A 17178-nucleotide genomic window follows, 5' to 3' on the forward strand; every position below is an offset into this window, starting at 1 on the left:
AATGCTAACAGTCATTAAAAGAGATGGGAGAATTGAGCCGCTTGATGTCACCAAAATCCAAAAATATACGCATGATTCGGTGGTAGGATTAGAGGGGGTTTCACAAAGTGAATTAGAAGTAGATGCAAAATTGCATTTTAGGGATAGAATTACCACTCAAGAGATTCAACAAACACTGATTAAAACCGCTGTGGATAAAATAGATATTGATTGTCCTAATTGGACATTTGTTGCAGCAAGATTATTTTTGTATGATTTATACCACAAAGTAAATGGATTCAACGGCTATAAAACACTAAAGGAATATTTAGAAATAGGAGAAAAAGAGAATCGTATCATTAAAGGTATGAAGGAAAAATTTAATCTTGAGAAGTTGAATTTAAAGATTGACCCAAAAAGAGATTTACAATTCACTTATTTGGGTATCAAAACGCTTTATGATCGTTATCTTCTAAAAGATAAAAAAGGCAATCCTATTGAGCTGCCTCAACATATGTTTATGGGCATTGCAATGTTTTTGGCACAAAATGAAGATGATCCAACTTATTGGGCTGAACAATTTTATGATTTGCTTTCTAAATTTGAAGTAATGGCAGCTACCCCTACCCTCTCAAATGCTAGAACCCCTCGCCATCAACTTAGCTCTTGTTATATAGGAAGCACCCCTGATAATATTGAAGGGATTTTTGATTCTTACAAAGAAATGGCACTTCTAAGCAAATATGGCGGTGGAATTGGTTGGGATTTTTCTAAGATTCGAGGTTTGGGAAGCTTCATTGATGGACACAAAAATGCAGCAGGTGGGGTTGTCCCATTTTTAAAAATCACTAATGATATTGCAATTGCTGTGGATCAATTAGGGACTAGAAAAGGTGCTATTGCTGTGTATTTAGAGCCTTGGCATAGTGATATTTTTGATTTTGTTGATATCAAAAAAAATAGCGGAGAAGAAAGACGCAGGACGCATGATTTGTTCCCTGCATTATGGATTCCTGATTTGTTTATGAAAAGAGTAGCAGAAGATGGATTGTGGAATTTATTTGATGCCCTTACTTGTGCGGATTTGACTAATCTCTATGGGGAAGCTTTTGAAAAGAGATACAAAGAATATGAAGCCGATGAATCTATCCCAAAAGAAACCATTAAGGCTAAGGATTTATGGAAAAGAATCTTGACTAATTATTTTGAAGTTGGCTCTCCCTTTTTATGTTTCAAAGATAATGCAAATAGAGCAAATCCAAATTACCATTCAGGAATCATTAGAAGCTCTAATCTTTGCACAGAAATATTCCAAAATACAGAACCCAATAAATGCTTTATTCGTGTAGAATTTGAAGATGGCACTATTCAAGATTACGAGGAATATCAAGAAGTGCTAACGGATTGTGGCATCATTAAATCTTCCAACAAAATCACTTCAACAGATAGCATTAATGGCAAAAAAGTGTTTATCTCCCAAAGAGAATCAGTGGATGGAAAAACAGCGGTTTGCAACCTAGCCTCCATTAATCTTTCTAAAATCAATACAAAAGAAGATATAGAAAGAGTGGTACCTATTGCTATTAGAATGTTGGATAATGTGATTGATTTAAATTTCTATCCCAATCGCAAAGTAAAAGTCACTAATCTTGATACACGCGCAATCGGTCTTGGTGTAATGGGAGAAGCTCAAATGCTTGCTGAAAACAAGATTGAATGGGGCAGCCAAAAACATTTAGAGAAAATTGATGAGATTATGGAGATGATAAGCTACAACGCTATTAATGCAAGTTGTAAATTAGCTCAAGAAAAGGGCGTTTATAATGATTTTGCTGGTTCTTTATGGTCTCAAGGAATCTTTCCAATTGACAAGGCAAATAATGAAGCCAAAGCCTTAGTAGATAGAGGTGGGCTTTTTGGCTTTATCTATGATTGGGATTCTTTAAGAGAAGAAGTCAAAACAAAAGGCATTCGCAATGGCTATTTAATGGCTATCGCACCTACAAGCTCTATTTCTATTCTTGTAGGGACAACACAAACTATTGAGCCAATCTACAAACGCAAATGGTTTGAAGAAAATTTGAGTGGGTTAATCCCTGTTGTCGCCCCAAATTTGAGTTTGGAGAACTGGAATTATTACACTTCTGCTTACGAAATCGATCAAACGCTGATTATCAAAGCAGCTGCCATTCGCCAAAAATGGATTGATCAAGGGCAAAGCACGAATATTTTTATCTCGCTAGATAAAGCAAGCGGAAAATATCTCAATGATATTTATAGTTTAGCTTGGAGATTAGGGCTTAAATCCACTTATTATTTGCGTTCTCAAAGCGTAGAGGCAGAAAACTCTACAATGGATAGAAGTATAGAATGCGAGGGTTGCCAATAAGTGAATAAGGCTTATTTGATTGATACTTCAATTATTTTAGATGATGTAGAGAATCTTTATTTTCTGCATCAAAATGGTGAAAATCACATTTTTATTTGTGATGTTACCCTAAGTGAGCTAGACAAAAAGAAAGATTTGAACAATCAAACTGGTTTTTTTGCAAGAGAATTTTTCCGCAATATTTTAAGCGATGAATCAAATCTCTCTGAATTTCCTCCCAAAAATAGCGACAAAATTCATCAAATTTATTTTCTATCCCACAATGTTAAAATACCCTTGCAAATTATCCATCGCCCAAAATATCAAACCCATTCTTTAGATTACGGGCTAAATGATGCAAGAATATTAGAAGTAGCTAAGGATTACAATCTTATTTTGCTGACTAATGATATTTCTTTAAAAGTTTATGCTATTTCAAATAGCCTTATTTCTCAATCTCTTATGCGTGACAAAATAGATAACCCTCAAGATATTAATTTTTTGCACCATTTTAAAGCACACAAGAATCATATCAAGGATTCCATAGAAGCTAATAGCGATTTTATCGCCCTCAAAAATTGGAGTTTGCTTGAAATTACCGAACAAGATAACACTGAAAATTCGCTTTATGAAACGGGTAAAAGGCATTATGGAGTGAAATTAAATAATGAATTTGTGGAGCTTAACTTTGATTTGATTGCCGAAGATAAGCTTTATATCAATCCGATTAATTTAGAACAAAAATTCCTTTATTCTATTTTAACTCATCCTAAAAACAAAATTACCATTTGCAGCGGTGCTACAGGTAGTGGCAAGACATTGATAGCATTGCAAGCGGGATTGCATTTGTTGAAAAAAGGCGAGGTTAATGGCATTGTTTATATGCGTAACACCATAACAGCAAATGACAAAGAAGCAGAACTTGGATTCCGCAAAGGCGATGAAAGTCAAAAGCTAAATTATTTTATGTATCCGCTTTTTAGTGCAATTAATTTTATGATTACCAAAATGCAAAAAGAATCTTTGGCAAAAAGAATCGAATATAGAGGCGAAGCTAATAGCATTTTCAACAAAGAAGCAACAGAATATTTTATCCAAAAACACAATATCGAAGTCATGGATATTGCCCATTTAAGAGGCACAAGCATTGCAAAAAAGTTTGTAATTTTTGATGAAGCACAAAATGCCTCTAACGCCACTATTAAATTAGTTGGCACAAGGATGGGAGAAGATTCTAAAATTGTCTTTTTGGGCGATCCTGCACAAATTGACCACCCTTATTTAAGCAAATATCGCAATGGATTAGTCACACTACTCAACAAAGCCAAAAATGAAGATTTTTTAGCAGGGATTACCCTCAAACAAACAATTAGAAGTGAAATAGCTGCTTGGTTTGAAGATAATCTTTAAGTGCGGGTTATTTTTTCTTTTGTGATAACTTTTAATTTTGTCGTTAAATCCTCTAGTATCAAAACAGAATCCAAAGGAATTTCATCAAGTGTTTTAATAGGCTTATTTTGAAAACTTGCATAAACATAGCCTTTTTTTTGATTATTTTGCGGATTTTTGACTTCTAGTTTTGCTTTTAAGAGCGAGAGTTCATTAAGCTTTTTGTGTAGAATCTTTAGCATTTTTTGCTCCAAAAGTGAAGGCAATGATTCTAAAAGATAGTTGTATTTTATCCACTTTGAGGAAAAATTTTGAGTAAGAAGTTTGTAGCATAATGAAAGTTGCTGTTTGTAGTTTTCTAATTTCGTAAAAAATGAATTTTTCTGTAATAAAATCTCCAAATGTTCTAATTTTTTGTGCTTTTGGTATAAAATCATTTGGATTTTGTTATCAAGATTTTTTTGCAATAAATCAAGATTCATCAGCCATTCTAATTTATCTGGAAGCAACATTTCCATAGCAGCACTTGGTGTTGGAACGCGTAAATCAGCGACAAAATCACTCAAAACAAAATCTGGCTCATGCCCAATAGCTGAAATAATTGGAGTTTTGGCTTGATAAATTGCTTCAATCACCAACGGCTCATTAAAAGCCCATAAATCTTCTAAGCTTCCGCCCCCTCTCGCAATCACAATGCAATCAAAGCCCAAAGAATCTGCATATTGGATATTTCTAGCAATATTTTCCTTTGCTCCCTCCCCTTGCACCAAAGTATCCATCAGTGTAAATTCTATGAGATTCCACCGCCTTTTTGCAATCCTTAACATATCTTGCAAAACCGCTCCACTTTTGGAAGTAATTAATGCGATTTTGTAGGGGAATCTTGGGATAGGTTTTTTATTATTAAAATACCCCTTTGCTTCATAGTCTTTTTTGAGTTGCTCAAAAGCAAGAGTTAGCTCCCCAATACCGCTAGGAATAGCACTCAAACAATTAAGCTGGTATTCTCCTCGTGGAGTATAAAGCGTAATGCCTCCACTCAGTGTTAAATCCATACCATCTTCAATTTTGAATTTGAGATTCCTTGCATTGCCCCTAAACATTACGCATTTAAGTGCAGAATCTTTATCTTTGATAGAAAAATAAATATGTCCGCTTGAATGATAGGTGCAATTGCTCACTTCCCCACATACACTAACTTGCAAAAAAGTCGCCTCTAGCAAACTTTTAATTTGCAAGTTCAATTCACTAACACTAAGGGTTTGCATTATTCTACAAGCATAATCGCAAGATTAGCACTAATTTGCTGCCCTTCTCTTGCATAAATCTCTTTTACCTCACCACCTTTTGTGGCTAAAACTTGATTTTCCATTTTCATAGCTTCCACAATCGCTACAACATCGCCTTCTTTGATATTATCTCCAACTTTCACTTTTAGCTTTGTTAGATTTCCGGGCATTGGCGAGATAATGTGTCCGGGCAAACTTGCTTGTGGCAGTGAATCTCCATTTTTTATGCTCTCTTTTTTTGTGTTATCTTCATTAGAAACTACAAATACCTCTCTTAAATCCCCATTGATACGCACAAAGAATGGTCGTATTTCCTCATCTTTTGCGCCACTTCCCTCTACTTTGATATGATAACTCTCCCCATGAAGATTAATCATAAAATCTTTTGGCATAGGTCTATGATCATCTTCAAAAGTCGTCAATGCCTCGGGAGTTAGACGATTTTCATTGCGTTCTATCAAAAAAGTTTTTGCAATACTTCCAAAAATAGCATAAGAAATTATATCGGTTGGGCTTTTGGCAAAATCTCTGGATTCTTCAATCACCTTTTGTAACTCGGGTTGCAATTTATCTGCAGGACGCTCTGTGATGATTTCCTCACCTTCTGTTTGAATTTTTTGTATCAATTCCTTTGCAATTGGCGCTGGAGTCTTACCATAGTATCCTTTAATGAGATTTTTGGATTCTGTGGTAAGCGTCTTGTATCTTGTTTGAGTGAGGATATTCAAAACCGCTTGTGTCCCAACAATCTGACTAGATGGCGTTACAAGCGGAGGATAACCAAAATCTTTTCTTACATTTGGAATCTCGGCTAATACTTCATCCATTTTATCCAAAGCATTTTGCTCTCTAAGCTGATTTGCCATATTAGAAATCATACCTCCAGGGATTTGATTAACTAATACACGCGTGTCAATTTGATTATAAGAGGATTCAAATTTTTTATATTTTTTGCGATTGCGTTTTAGAATCTCTGCTGCTTTTTCCATCAATGATAAATCAAGTTTGCTATCCCATTGTGTATCTTTTAGCGTCGCTACCATAGATTGCGTGCAAGGATGGCTTGTCCCTTCTGCTAATGCAGAATTTGCCAAATCAATAATGTCAATCCCTGCTTCAATGGCTTTGAGATGAGAACCAAAAGCAAATCCAGCAGTAGAGTGAGTGTGTAATGCCAAAGGAAGTCCGATTTCTGCTTTCAATGCCTTTGTAAGTTCATAGGCTGCATTTGGAGTAATTAGTCCCGCCATATCTTTGATTGCCAAAGAATCACAACCTCGTTTTGCCAACTCTTTCCCATATTCTACAAAACTTTTTATTGTATGCACCGGAGAAGTCGTATAGCAGATTGCGCCTTGTGCGTGTTTATTGTGTTTTTTAACTTCCTCTATGGAAACTTCAAGATTTCTTATATCATTTAATGCATCAAAAATTCTGAAAATATCAACGCCATTTTGCGCACTTAATTTGATAAATTCTCTCACAATATCATCAGCATAATGGCGATAACCAATCAAATTTTGCCCCCTTAGAAGCATTTGTATAGGGGTTTTTTTGAAAATTTCTTTAAAAATTGCTAATCTCTCAAAAGGATCCTCTTTGAGATAACGCAAACAAGTATCATAAGTTGCCCCACCCCATACTTCTACGCTATAAAAACCAATTTGCTCAAAGATTCTTGCTGCCTCTATCATATCTTCTGTTCGCATTCTTGTTGCAAGCAAAGATTGATGTCCATCTCTTAGGCTATTTTCCGTGATTTTTATCATCTAAATCGCTCCCAAAATTTAAAGTCAAAAATTAAAATTTCATAGATTATATAGATTCTTTCTTTGCATCTAGCTTAGTGAAGGATACAGCAAGGCAAAGCCCAAGATAAAAAGGCTAATTTGTAACTTCTAGGCTTTGTTTTCTTTGATTTGGAGGTGTTTAAACAATTGCTTAAATTTTTGTAAATTCTTAAATGCTGCTGAATTGCCGCATTATTCTACCTGTGGCAATTCCAAACCACAACCGACTTAAGTTAGCCTGCAATCTCAATTTTGGGTTGGTAGGAAGTTTGGTTTTGGGTGTAAATTTGCAAGGCATATTGTCTCTTAGAATCTTCAAAAAAAGGTTTTTCTTGCTCTTGCCTTTTTTGTTCTTCTTCTTTTAAATTCTCTTCATTTTCTTGTATTTTTTCTTGAGATTGCTCCACTCTAGCTTGAGATTCCATTTGCATCGCACTTGCGGCGACTTTATAATCTTGTGGGCTAGGATCTGCTGGAGCCATTGCAGCTGCGACGATTTGTCTTGCATTTTGGATAGTTTCTTCTGGAGTTTTGCCCTTTTTCATAGAAATAGGCACTTCACCAGAAACAGCATACATCTTGCCATCAGGTCCTCTTGTGTATCCATAGCTTGCCCCACCGCTAACTACTCCACCACCTGCTGCTATATGTGCAGCTTCGTGAGCTTTGACATTTCTATCAATGCGTTCTAATTCTCTTACATATTGGACTTCATCAGGTTCAAGCTCTTTGCCATTGACCATTTGAGTGTTGCGTTTTTCTTCTGTTGTTTCCTTTGTAGAATCTTCTTGGGATTCTTGAGTGCTACTCCATTCTTTGGCATTTTGACTGGATTGAGTTTTTGTATTCCAAAGATCAGAATTTGCGAATTGATAAAAACTTGTGTTTTTAATTTGCATATTCCCCTCCTTTATATAGATTCTAGCACAATTTCCCTTGCCCTTTGCAATGCTTCTTTTATTTTTTGTGTATCTTTTCCGCCGGCAGTAGCAAAGTCATCTCTACCTCCTCCATTTCCACCCATTACTTGTGCGACTTCCTTTACCCAGCTTCCAGCTTTTATTGTTGTATTTTTGACTCCTGCAACAATTTTGCCTTGAGTATCAATCAGTAAAATCGCCACTTTTTCATATTTATTTTTTGCGTTATCTACAAGAGTTTTCATTTCTACATCATCAACACTTTGAATAATCACACAAACGCCATTAATATCTTCTATTTGCAAATTTTGCGTTGTTGCTTTTGTGGTGCTTTGAGATTTTAGGGATTTGATTTGCTCTTTTTGCTTTTTGATTCCCTCTAACAAATCTTGTACTTTTAATTCTTCTTTGGCTTTTGCAATTTCTACTAATGCTTTTTTACCATATTCGTATGCTGCTTTTCCGCATACCGCTTCAATCCTCCTTACACCACTGCTTACTCCACTTTCTTTGATGATATAAAAACTTCCAATATTTGCGGTATTTTCGACATGGATTCCGCCACACAATTCAATAGAATCCCCAAAAGTAATTACCCTGACATTTTTCCCATATTTTTCGCCAAAAAGCGCCATAGCACCTTTTGCTTTTGCAGAATCAATATCCATTGTTTCGCAAATTTGAGGATTTGAAAGACAAATTTTTTCATTTACCAAAATTTCAATTTTTTCTATCTCCTCATAACTTAAAGCTTTTGGATGAGAAAAATCAAACCGCAAACGATTAGATTCTACCAAACTCCCAGCTTGTGCGATATGCTCTCCCAAAACCTCCCGCAAAGCTTTGTGCAGCAAATGTGTAGCACTATGGTGTTTAGCTATTTCTAGCCGCTCTTGGCTTACTTGTGCTACAACCTCTTGCCCTACCACAAGAGATTCTAAAGCTTTGATTTGTGAAATATTTAATCCAAAATACTTTCTTGTATCTATGACTTCTGCAAGCACTTTGGAGTTAGAATCCAAAATCACTCCTTTATCTCCAATAGGACCTCCTGATTGCGGATAAAATGGAGTTTTATCTAGCATTACATAGCCTTCGCCTTGTAATTTGGCAACTTCCTTGAAATTTTCATCAAGCAAAGCTGAAATTTTGCCCTTAAATTGCATTGTGGTATAACCCACAAACTCATTTTCTCCAAACTTAGATAGTAAGGTTTTAAAATCCCCTTCTTTGATATTATCACCGCTGCCTTTCCAATTTGCTTTTGCTTGCTCTTTTTGTTTTTGCATACACACTTCAAAACTATCCATATCTACGCCAAAACCATTTTCTCTAAGCATATCTTGCGTCAAATCAAGTGGGAATCCATAAGTATCATACAGCCTAAATGCCACTTCTCCACTAAAAAGCTGATTTGGCTTTTCTTTTTTTAGATTTTCTAATTCTTTATTAAAAAGATTCATACCATTTTCAATGGTTTCAAAGAATCTCTCTTCTTCTGCTTTACACTGCATTTTGATAGCTTCTTGCTTTTCTCTCAAATAACGATAGTGATTGCCCATATTTTCACATACACTATCTATTACCTCATAAACAAAAGGTTTCCGCATTCCTAGCAAATATCCATGTCTAATGGCACGGCGTAAGATTCTTCTTAGCACATAGCCCCTGCCCTCTTTATCAAAATTCACGCCCTGTGCAAGCAAAAATGCCACAGCCCTCGCATGGTCTGCAATCACCCTAAAACTCGCTCCACTTTCATAAATATATTTTTGCCCCACAATTTGTTCTACTTTGGCAATCAAAGGCATAAAAAGCGAAGAATCAAAATTGCTTTTTTTGCCCTCTAAAAGCGCCATTACCCTCTCTAGCCCCATTCCTGTATCAATGCTTGGTTTAGGAAGTGGTTTGAGATTCCCAGAAATATCCCTTTCATACTGCATAAAAACAAGATTCCAAATCTCTAAAAATCTATCTCCATCGCCCCCAAAATAATCTTCTGGACCATTGAAATTTTCTTCCCCTTGATCTACAAAAATTTCACTACAAGGACCACAAGGACCGGTATCCCCCATTTGCCAAAAATTATCTTTATCACCCATTCTCTTAATGCGACTAGGATCAATGTGTTTTGTCCATAATTCAAAAGCTTCATCATCATTTTCATGGACTGTTACATAAAGCACTTCTTTGCTAAACCCCAAAACTTCTGTAACAAATTCCCACGCATAAGCAATTGCATCTTTTTTGAAATATGCACCAAAGCTAAAATTCCCAAGCATTTCAAAAAGTGTATGATGCCTTGAAGTGTATCCTACATTTTCCAAATCGTTGTGCTTGCCACCCGCACGAATACAAAGCTGCGCACTTGTTGCAATATTTGGGCTTGGAATAGGAATCTTGCCTGTAAAAATATCCTTAAATTGCACCATTCCAGCATTAGTAAAAAGCAAACTAGGATCATCTGGCACTAATGGCATAGATTCATAAACTTTATGCCCCTTACTCTCAAAAAATTCCAAAAATAAAGCTCGAACATCTTTTTTCATTAAAACCCTTAAAACATACAAATAAATTATAATATTCTACTTTTTTTGTATTAAAATCTTTCTTTAATTCTCAATATTTGCAATAAATCACATAAAGAAATATTAGTTTTTCAATGCAAAATTTTGCAACAAATACAAAAATACTTGACTAAGTGATTCTACTTCACTGATTTTGACTTTCTCATTGATAGAATGGATACTATCGTTGCAAACTCCACATTCTACAACATTTACTCCATATTCTGCAAAATATCTTGCATCACTTGTCCCACCACTTGTGCTTAAAATCGGGGTAAAACCTGTATTTTTTTGCAAAGATTCAACAAGTTTTTGAACAATAAAATTTTGAGTGTTTGTCAAAAATGGTTTAGAACTTTGTCTAAGCTCCAAAGAATGTGGAATCTCTTTTAAAATACTTTCTAAATAGCTCTGCAAATCCTCCAAGCTTGTTTGTGTTGAATTGCGAATATTAAACATAATCCTTAAATCATTAGGGGTAACATTGACAACTTCCATTCCTCCACGAATATCAGTTATAACAATCTTGCTTGGCTCAAAATCTTCATTTCCATTATCCATATTAAAACCAGCAATCTTTGAAAGCAAAGGCGCAATTAATTCCACAGGATTGATACATTTGCTTGGATATGCTACATGCCCTTGTTTCCCAAAAATAGTAAGTTTTCCATTGATAGAACCTCGTCTGCCAATTTTAATCATATCGCCAAATCTCTCCGCACTTGTAGGCTCTGCAACAATAGCAAATTCAGGAAGCAAATTGATTTTATCTAATTCTTCTAAAACATATTTTGTGCCATAAATTGCCTCGCCTTCCTCATCGCTTGTTAGCAAGATAGAAAGAATCCCATCAAAAGCATTTTGGGAGCTAGATTGTTTTTCAAATTCCATCACCGCACAAAGAAATGCAGCCACTCCACCTTTCATATCTTGAGTGCCTCTCCCATAGAGATATTCCCCCTTTTGCGTTGGAGTAAATGGATCACTCTCCCACCCTTCTCCCGGCGGTACTACATCAATATGTCCTGCAAAACATAAATGTGTTTTAGTCAAATCTTTGTCCCCAAATTCTTTATATAAAAAGAGATTCTTGATTCCCTCTTTTTCAAATTCCAAAACTTTAAAATTTGGCAACAATTTTTGGATATAATCATAAATCCCACATTCTTTAGGCGTGATAGTTGGATAACTTATCAGTTTTTTCAAAATCTCTATTGATTGCATATTTTCCCCATAAATAAAGCTTAAAGCACACAATTATACCAAAATTAACCCTTTGCTATTAATTACACATAATAAAAGCTATAATATCCTATACTTTATGCAAGTTAAATCCATAAATATTTATAAAGTTAATCTTGCAAAATTAATTTTAGATGCACACAAAGGCTCTCTTCTAATCCAAATTCAATTATTTTTTGGCTTTAAATTATGCTTTTTAAGAGCTTTCATCTATCTTTCTACCTAAAAAATCACAAAAATTTGATATAATTTTAGATAATTCCAAAACAAAATATTATTTTATATCTTAAAGAAACAATTTTATACCAAAGAAATAAAAATCTAAATGGCTTATTTTATCTTTATTGTAACTATGTTTTGCATTTATGTGCGTCCATTTGGGCTACCACTTTGGATTTTTAGCACACTTGGGGCAGCTTATACTTATATTTTTGGTGCGGTAAATTTGGATAATATATTACTTGTATGGGATATTACTAAGCCAAGCACGCTTGCACTCATTGGGCTTATCCTGCTTAGCCTCTCCTTTGAAAAGCTTGGATTTTTCACACACCTTGCTTCACTCATCACGCCCCGCACACACCCCATTAGCACTTGGAAGTTTTTTGTGTTTCTTGTGGTGTTGGGAAGTGTGGTGAGTGTGGTTTTTGCTAATGATGGGGCAATTTTGGTGCTAACCCCACTTGTGCTAGCTCTTTTTGGTAAGAATCTTATAGCGCATAATCTCACTTCCACCCAAACCCCCACCCCTCATAATGCCCAACTTCACACTCCAAAACAAAACCTCACACAACCCCCCTTAGATTCCCCCACACACTCTCACTTATCTTCAATGCCCAAATTCTCCCTCTCGCCACTCATAGTATTTTTGCTCCTTGTGAGTTTTGTAAGCGATTTCGCTTCCAATGCCCTTGTGATTTCTAACCTCACTAATATCATCACTGCACAAATGTTTAGTATGGATTTTACTTATTTTGCATTGATGATGGTATTACCTCAAGCCTTTGGTTTGCTTGCCTTTGTGGGTATCACATGGCTGTGTTTTAGGAAATTTCTCCCACGCACGCTACACTTTAGCCCACAATCCACAACTACCCACAATCCTAAACCCCCCTCCAAAACGACACTAGCTCTATGCTATACCCTTATTATTTTTCTTTTAATGAGCATAGCTATCGGGCAAAAATTTGACGTGCCTTTGTATGTTGTTTTGTTTTTTACAAGTGCGATAGCTCTATGCTATGGAGCAACTTTCAGCCTTATTAAGATCTCTACTTTGCTCAAAGAAACGCCCATTTCGGTCATAATTTTTAGCTTTGGGCTATTTGTAGTGGTTTTTGGTGTGAAAAATGCAGGATTTATAGAATCTATGCGTGCTATTTTTGGGAGCATAGAATCCGCACCGCTGTTTGTGCAGATTTTTAGCATTGGGCTGTTTTCAAGTCTGGGTTCTAGCATAGCAAACAACCTTCCTATGGTGCTTTTGGGTAATCTCACTTTGCAATCTTTTGAGCTAGATTCACTGCACCAAACCACCCTTGCCCTTGCCCATTTGCTTGGTTGCAATATCGGCTCAAAACTCACACCCATAGGCTCGCTTGCCACTCTACTCTTTCTACTAAAGCTTAAAATCTCTGGTGTGCAAATCTCACTACTAGCCTACCTAAGCTTTGCTTGTATCATTACGCTTTGTGTGCTGTGTGCTGCACTTTTTGGATTATGGGTGAGTGTGACACTCTTTGCTTAAATTTTATAATTTAGCAAGATACAAAATGATATACTCATAATTTTAGATTTATTTTAAGGAATTATATTTGAATCCCTACAATGCTCTAGCATGGCTGAATTTCTTTATCGCTGATGTGCATGATGGCTTAGGTCCCTACCTTGGCGTATTTTTAAAAGAGCATCATTTTTTAGAGGGGCAAATCGGACTAATTAGCACGATAACTTCGCTCTGTGCCTTAGCTTTTGGTATCCCACTTGGAATCTTAGTCGATAAAACCTGCTACAAACGCACTCTTATTGCTTTTTGTATTATTGCTATTACCCTTAGCACACTTGCAAACTACTTCTACCCTTATTTTGTCTTTACACTTCTGGCACAACTTAGTATAGCATTATGTGCAGTATTTCTAGCTCCAGCCTTTGCTGCACTCACACTTGGTATTGTTGGACAAAAGTCATATGCTAAGCAAGTAAGTCTCAATGAAGCTTATAAGCATGGTGGTACTGCCTTTAGTGCTTTTCTAAGCTTTGGGTGTGCATTGTATTGGGGTATTGCTTCTATTTTTGTTATAACTGTTTTAATGGGAATATTCTCATTGCTTTGTCTTGCATTACTAAGAAATACTCCTATTAACCACACTATCGCAAGAGGAGATTCTACACACGACATTGTAGATTCTATGCACAACCCCATAGAATCTACTCCACATAGCTTAATACAACCTACCCTGTCACGCCCCACAAAATCTACATTGCAAAAATATATAGATTCTGACCTCACAAACACTAACCCTACAAAACAAATAATTTCACCCAATACAACAAAATCTATCCTACAAAAGCCTATACTACACGCACTTTCTTTCAAAGAAGTTTTTACTCATACACACATTATAGCCCTAAGCCTAGCAATGTTTTGTTTTCATCTAAGTAATGCCTCTATGCTTCCTTTACTGAGCCAAAGAGCACATACACTAGGCATTGACACAAGCGGAGCATATGCGGCAGCCACTATCATCATCGCACAAAGCACAATGATTTTAGTCGCCCTCATATGTGGTAAGATTCTAAACCCATCTACATTCAAAAACAATGCAGGACATACACAAGATTCTATAACTTTGAAAGTAAGTTTTATGCTTATGGCAATTTCTCTTTTTGAACTTTGTGTGCGAGGACTTGTAGCGGCAAACTTTGAAAACATTACTGGTATGATTATCACACAAATTTTAGATGGTATAGGAGCAGGGATTACAGGTGTGATTGTGCCTATTTTGGTAGCGATTATTTTACGTGGGAGTGGGCATATCAACGCTGGACTTGCCTTTGTGATGACCTGTGGAGGCATTGGTGGGGCATTAAGTGGGAGTTTTGGAGGGTTTATCGCACAATATTTTGGGTATTTTTATGCGTATATGTGTTTAGGTAGCGTGGCATTTATAGGATTAGTAGTGTGGATTATATCTATAAAGATTTTTAGAACTCAGTGTGCTTAACATTAAAGTTTAGCCTATCTTTTAGATAATATTAGTTATAATTGCAAATCTTAAATTAAACCATATAAAAAGTGAGAATCTATGAATCAAGTCCAAATTTTAGTCCTAGACTTTGGGAGTCAATACACACAGCTTATCGCTAGGCGACTGCGTGAATTTGGCGTTTATACTGAAATCGTGCCGTATTTTGAAAAAATAGAATCAATAAAAGCAAAAAATCCTAAGGGAATAATATTAAGCGGAGGTCCTGCTTCTGTGTATGAAAAGGATTCTTATAAGCCAGATTCTAAGATCTTTGATTTAAAAGTCCCAGTGCTTGGAATCTGCTATGGTATGCAATATATCGCTTATCACTTTGGCGGTAAGGTAATAAGAGCAAAAGAGCAGGAATTTGGCAAAGCGAGGTTAGAAATTTTAGCCAAAGATTCAACGCCCTTATTTGCCAATGTCAAGCAAGATTCTATCGTGTGGATGAGCCACGCTGATAAAGTCGAGCAAATACCGTCTGGCTTTAACGAGTTGGCAAAGTCTGGCAACACGCATTATTGCGTTATGGCTGATTTTAATCGCCAAATTTATGCCTTGCAGTTTCACCCAGAAGTCGTGCATAGCGAGTGCGGCGGAGAAATCTTAAAAAATTTTGCAGTGACAATCTGCCACGCTAGTACTGATTGGAATATGAAAAATTTCATCGCCTATGAGATAGAAAAGATTCGCAAAATCACAGGACTAGAATCTATAAATTCACAAGAGGGGTGATTTTGAGAGATTCTAAAAATACAAAATCTGCAGATTCTAAAAATTCGCAGGCAGCAGGAATTTGCGGAGATTGTGAAAGTGGCAACCCTAGTGGGCGAAGTATTTTAGATGAGAAATCGGGGTTTTTTCGTTCCGCTTCGCTTCACATCACTGTAAGCAGAAACAAGGCGAGGCAAGGGAATTTATTAGACATAAATGACCAAAGCCAAATCAAAGCAATCCACGATTTATCGTTAAAAGACAAGCCCTTCACCAAAAAGCCAACGCCTATGCAACGATGTGATTGGATCTATCAAGGCTATAAGACTTCTGATGCCGCCACCCAAAAACTCTATCAAGACTACCATGATTTTGAATGGGGAATCCCACAGCATGATGAAAAGCGACTTTTTGAACAGCTCGTGCTAGAGGGTATGCAAGCAGGGCTTTCTTGGATTACGATATTAAAGAAGCGAGAGGCTTTGAGGGCGGCATTTGATGATTTTGACCCTGCAAAAGTAGCAGGGTATGATGAGGCAAAGATAGAGGAGCTTATGACAAATGCTAAGATTATCCGAAATCGTGCCAAGATAGAATCTGCTATTAATAATGCCAAGCGGTTTTTGGAAGTGCAAGAGGAGTTTGGGAGCTTTGATAGGTTTATTTGGAGCTATGTGGGAGGCAAGCCTATCATCAATGCGTTTGAAAGCTTGAGTGAGATTCCCACCCGCACACCTCTGTCAGATAAAGTAGCCAAAGATTTAAAAAAGCGAGGTTTTAGCTTTGTGGGAAGTGTGGGAATGTATGCGTATATGCAATCTATCGGGCTTGTGTGCGATCACTTGGTAACTTGTGTGTTTCATAGAGAGAATACCCAACGCAATACTTCCAAAAAAGATGAGCGAATCACGCAAAATAGTACAAAGACTCCCTATATCTTGGAGACTAACCGCTTGAAGTTGCGAGAATATACCCTAGAGGATTTACCTGCCTTGCATACGATTCTAAGCGATAAAGAGACAATGTATGCGTGGGGGCACGGCTTTAGCATTGATGAAAGTAGAGAGTGGCTAGAAAAACAGCTACGAAGCTACGAGAAAAACGGCTTTGGATTTTGGGCGGTAGCGGATAAGGAAAGCGAGCAAATCATCGGTAACGCAGGGCTTAAAAAAGAAAGCATAAGCCTTGTAAATGCAGAAAAAAGAGAGATTGTCGAGCTAGGCTATATCTTGGCAAAAGAGTTTTGGAAACAAGGACTAGGCACAGAGATAGCCCTTGCAGTAAGAGACTATGCCTTTAGAAATTTAGGCTTAAGCAAGGTGTATTGCCTAGTCAAAACAGATAATATAGCCTCTATAAAAGTTGCTAAAAAGCTTGGGGGAGAGCTTTTGGGTGAGCATATCAAAATTTATCAAGGCAGGGAGTTGCCACACTATGTTTTTGAATACAAAAGGTGTTTAAGCGCAGAAAAGCAGAAAGCTAGGTAGTGCAAAATACAAAGGAGTAAGGAAATGAGAAAGCGAGATTTTATACAAAAATTTAGAAATTTTTATGCATTGCAAAAATTTGCATTGACTAAACACTAAAAGGATTAAAAAATGCAAGAAAAACAAAAGATAGATTCTAAAAACACAAAATTGACAAATGATTCACGGGCGGAAGGAGTAGAAGC

At 36.4% G+C, this 17178-nt stretch carries 10 protein-coding genes and 1 pseudogene; 6 read left to right on the top strand and 5 right to left on the bottom strand.

The annotated features are described in order from the left end of the window. The first annotated feature begins 1 nt into the window (after nt 1). Both EL247_RS04225 and EL247_RS04230 read left to right on the top strand, forming a co-directional pair. Nucleotides 2-2368 (top strand): ribonucleoside-diphosphate reductase subunit alpha, encoded by a 2367-nt coding sequence (locus tag EL247_RS04225; protein ID WP_054197767.1) that lies wholly within the window; start codon nt 2-4, stop codon nt 2366-2368. Continuing rightward, nucleotides 2369-3757 (top strand): PhoH family protein, encoded by a 1389-nt coding sequence (locus EL247_RS04230; protein WP_104745256.1) that lies wholly within the window; start codon nt 2369-2371, stop codon nt 3755-3757. On the opposite strand, the gene xseA is transcribed toward EL247_RS04230, so the two are convergent. The 5 genes from xseA to dapE form a co-directional block, all read right to left on the bottom strand. Next, nucleotides 3754-5004, bottom strand: coding sequence for an exodeoxyribonuclease VII large subunit (xseA, locus tag EL247_RS04235; protein ID WP_126442038.1), 1251 nt, complete (start codon nt 5002-5004; stop codon nt 3754-3756). The two genes, EL247_RS04230 and xseA, sit on opposite strands and share 4 nt — an antisense overlap. Further along, nucleotides 5004-6794 (bottom strand): sodium-extruding oxaloacetate decarboxylase subunit alpha, encoded by a 1791-nt coding sequence (oadA, locus tag EL247_RS04240; protein ID WP_104745258.1) that lies wholly within the window; start codon nt 6792-6794, stop codon nt 5004-5006. The genes xseA and oadA overlap by 1 nt, the downstream gene beginning before the upstream one ends. Nucleotides 6795-7048: 254 nt before the next feature. Next, entirely contained in the window at nt 7049-7714 is a 666-nt protein-coding gene (locus EL247_RS04245) for a putative metalloprotease CJM1_0395 family protein (RefSeq protein WP_104745259.1), read from the bottom strand. A gap of 11 nt (nt 7715-7725) precedes the next feature. Continuing rightward, nucleotides 7726-10284, bottom strand: coding sequence for an alanine--tRNA ligase (alaS, locus tag EL247_RS04250; RefSeq protein ID WP_104745260.1), 2559 nt, complete (start codon nt 10282-10284; stop codon nt 7726-7728). Between the two features lie 102 nt (nt 10285-10386). Further along, the gene (dapE, locus tag EL247_RS04255) at nt 10387-11526 is read right to left on the bottom strand and encodes a succinyl-diaminopimelate desuccinylase (RefSeq protein ID WP_104745329.1); all 1140 of its coding nucleotides are present in this window, start codon (nt 11524-11526) and stop codon (nt 10387-10389) included. A 343-nt stretch (nt 11527-11869) separates the two neighbouring features. Here dapE and EL247_RS04260 point away from each other — a divergent pair, with 343 nt between their 5' ends. From EL247_RS04260 to EL247_RS08535, 4 genes and pseudogenes are all read left to right on the top strand, one after another. After that, nucleotides 11870-13291: an ArsB/NhaD family transporter gene (locus EL247_RS04260; RefSeq protein ID WP_104745261.1), complete on the top strand. Its 1422-nt coding sequence runs from the start codon at nt 11870-11872 to the stop codon at nt 13289-13291. A 67-nt stretch (nt 13292-13358) separates the two neighbouring features. Beyond that, nucleotides 13359-14768 carry an MFS transporter gene (locus EL247_RS04265; RefSeq protein WP_232019725.1) on the top strand — a complete coding sequence of 470 codons (1410 nt, stop codon included), beginning with the start codon at nt 13359-13361 and terminating at the stop codon, nt 14766-14768. Between the two features lie 81 nt (nt 14769-14849). Next, nucleotides 14850-15488: pseudogene (guaA, locus tag EL247_RS04270) on the top strand (glutamine-hydrolyzing GMP synthase); the annotation flags it as partial. A gap of 41 nt (nt 15489-15529) precedes the next feature. Further along, on the top strand, nt 15530-16993 hold the full coding sequence (locus EL247_RS08535) for a GNAT family N-acetyltransferase (RefSeq protein ID WP_158653924.1): 1464 nt from the start codon (nt 15530-15532) through the stop codon (nt 16991-16993). Nucleotides 16994-17178 lie beyond the last annotated feature (185 nt).

The organism is Helicobacter pullorum, assembly GCF_900638355.1.
GTDB lineage: Bacteria > Campylobacterota > Campylobacteria > Campylobacterales > Helicobacteraceae > Helicobacter_D > Helicobacter_D pullorum.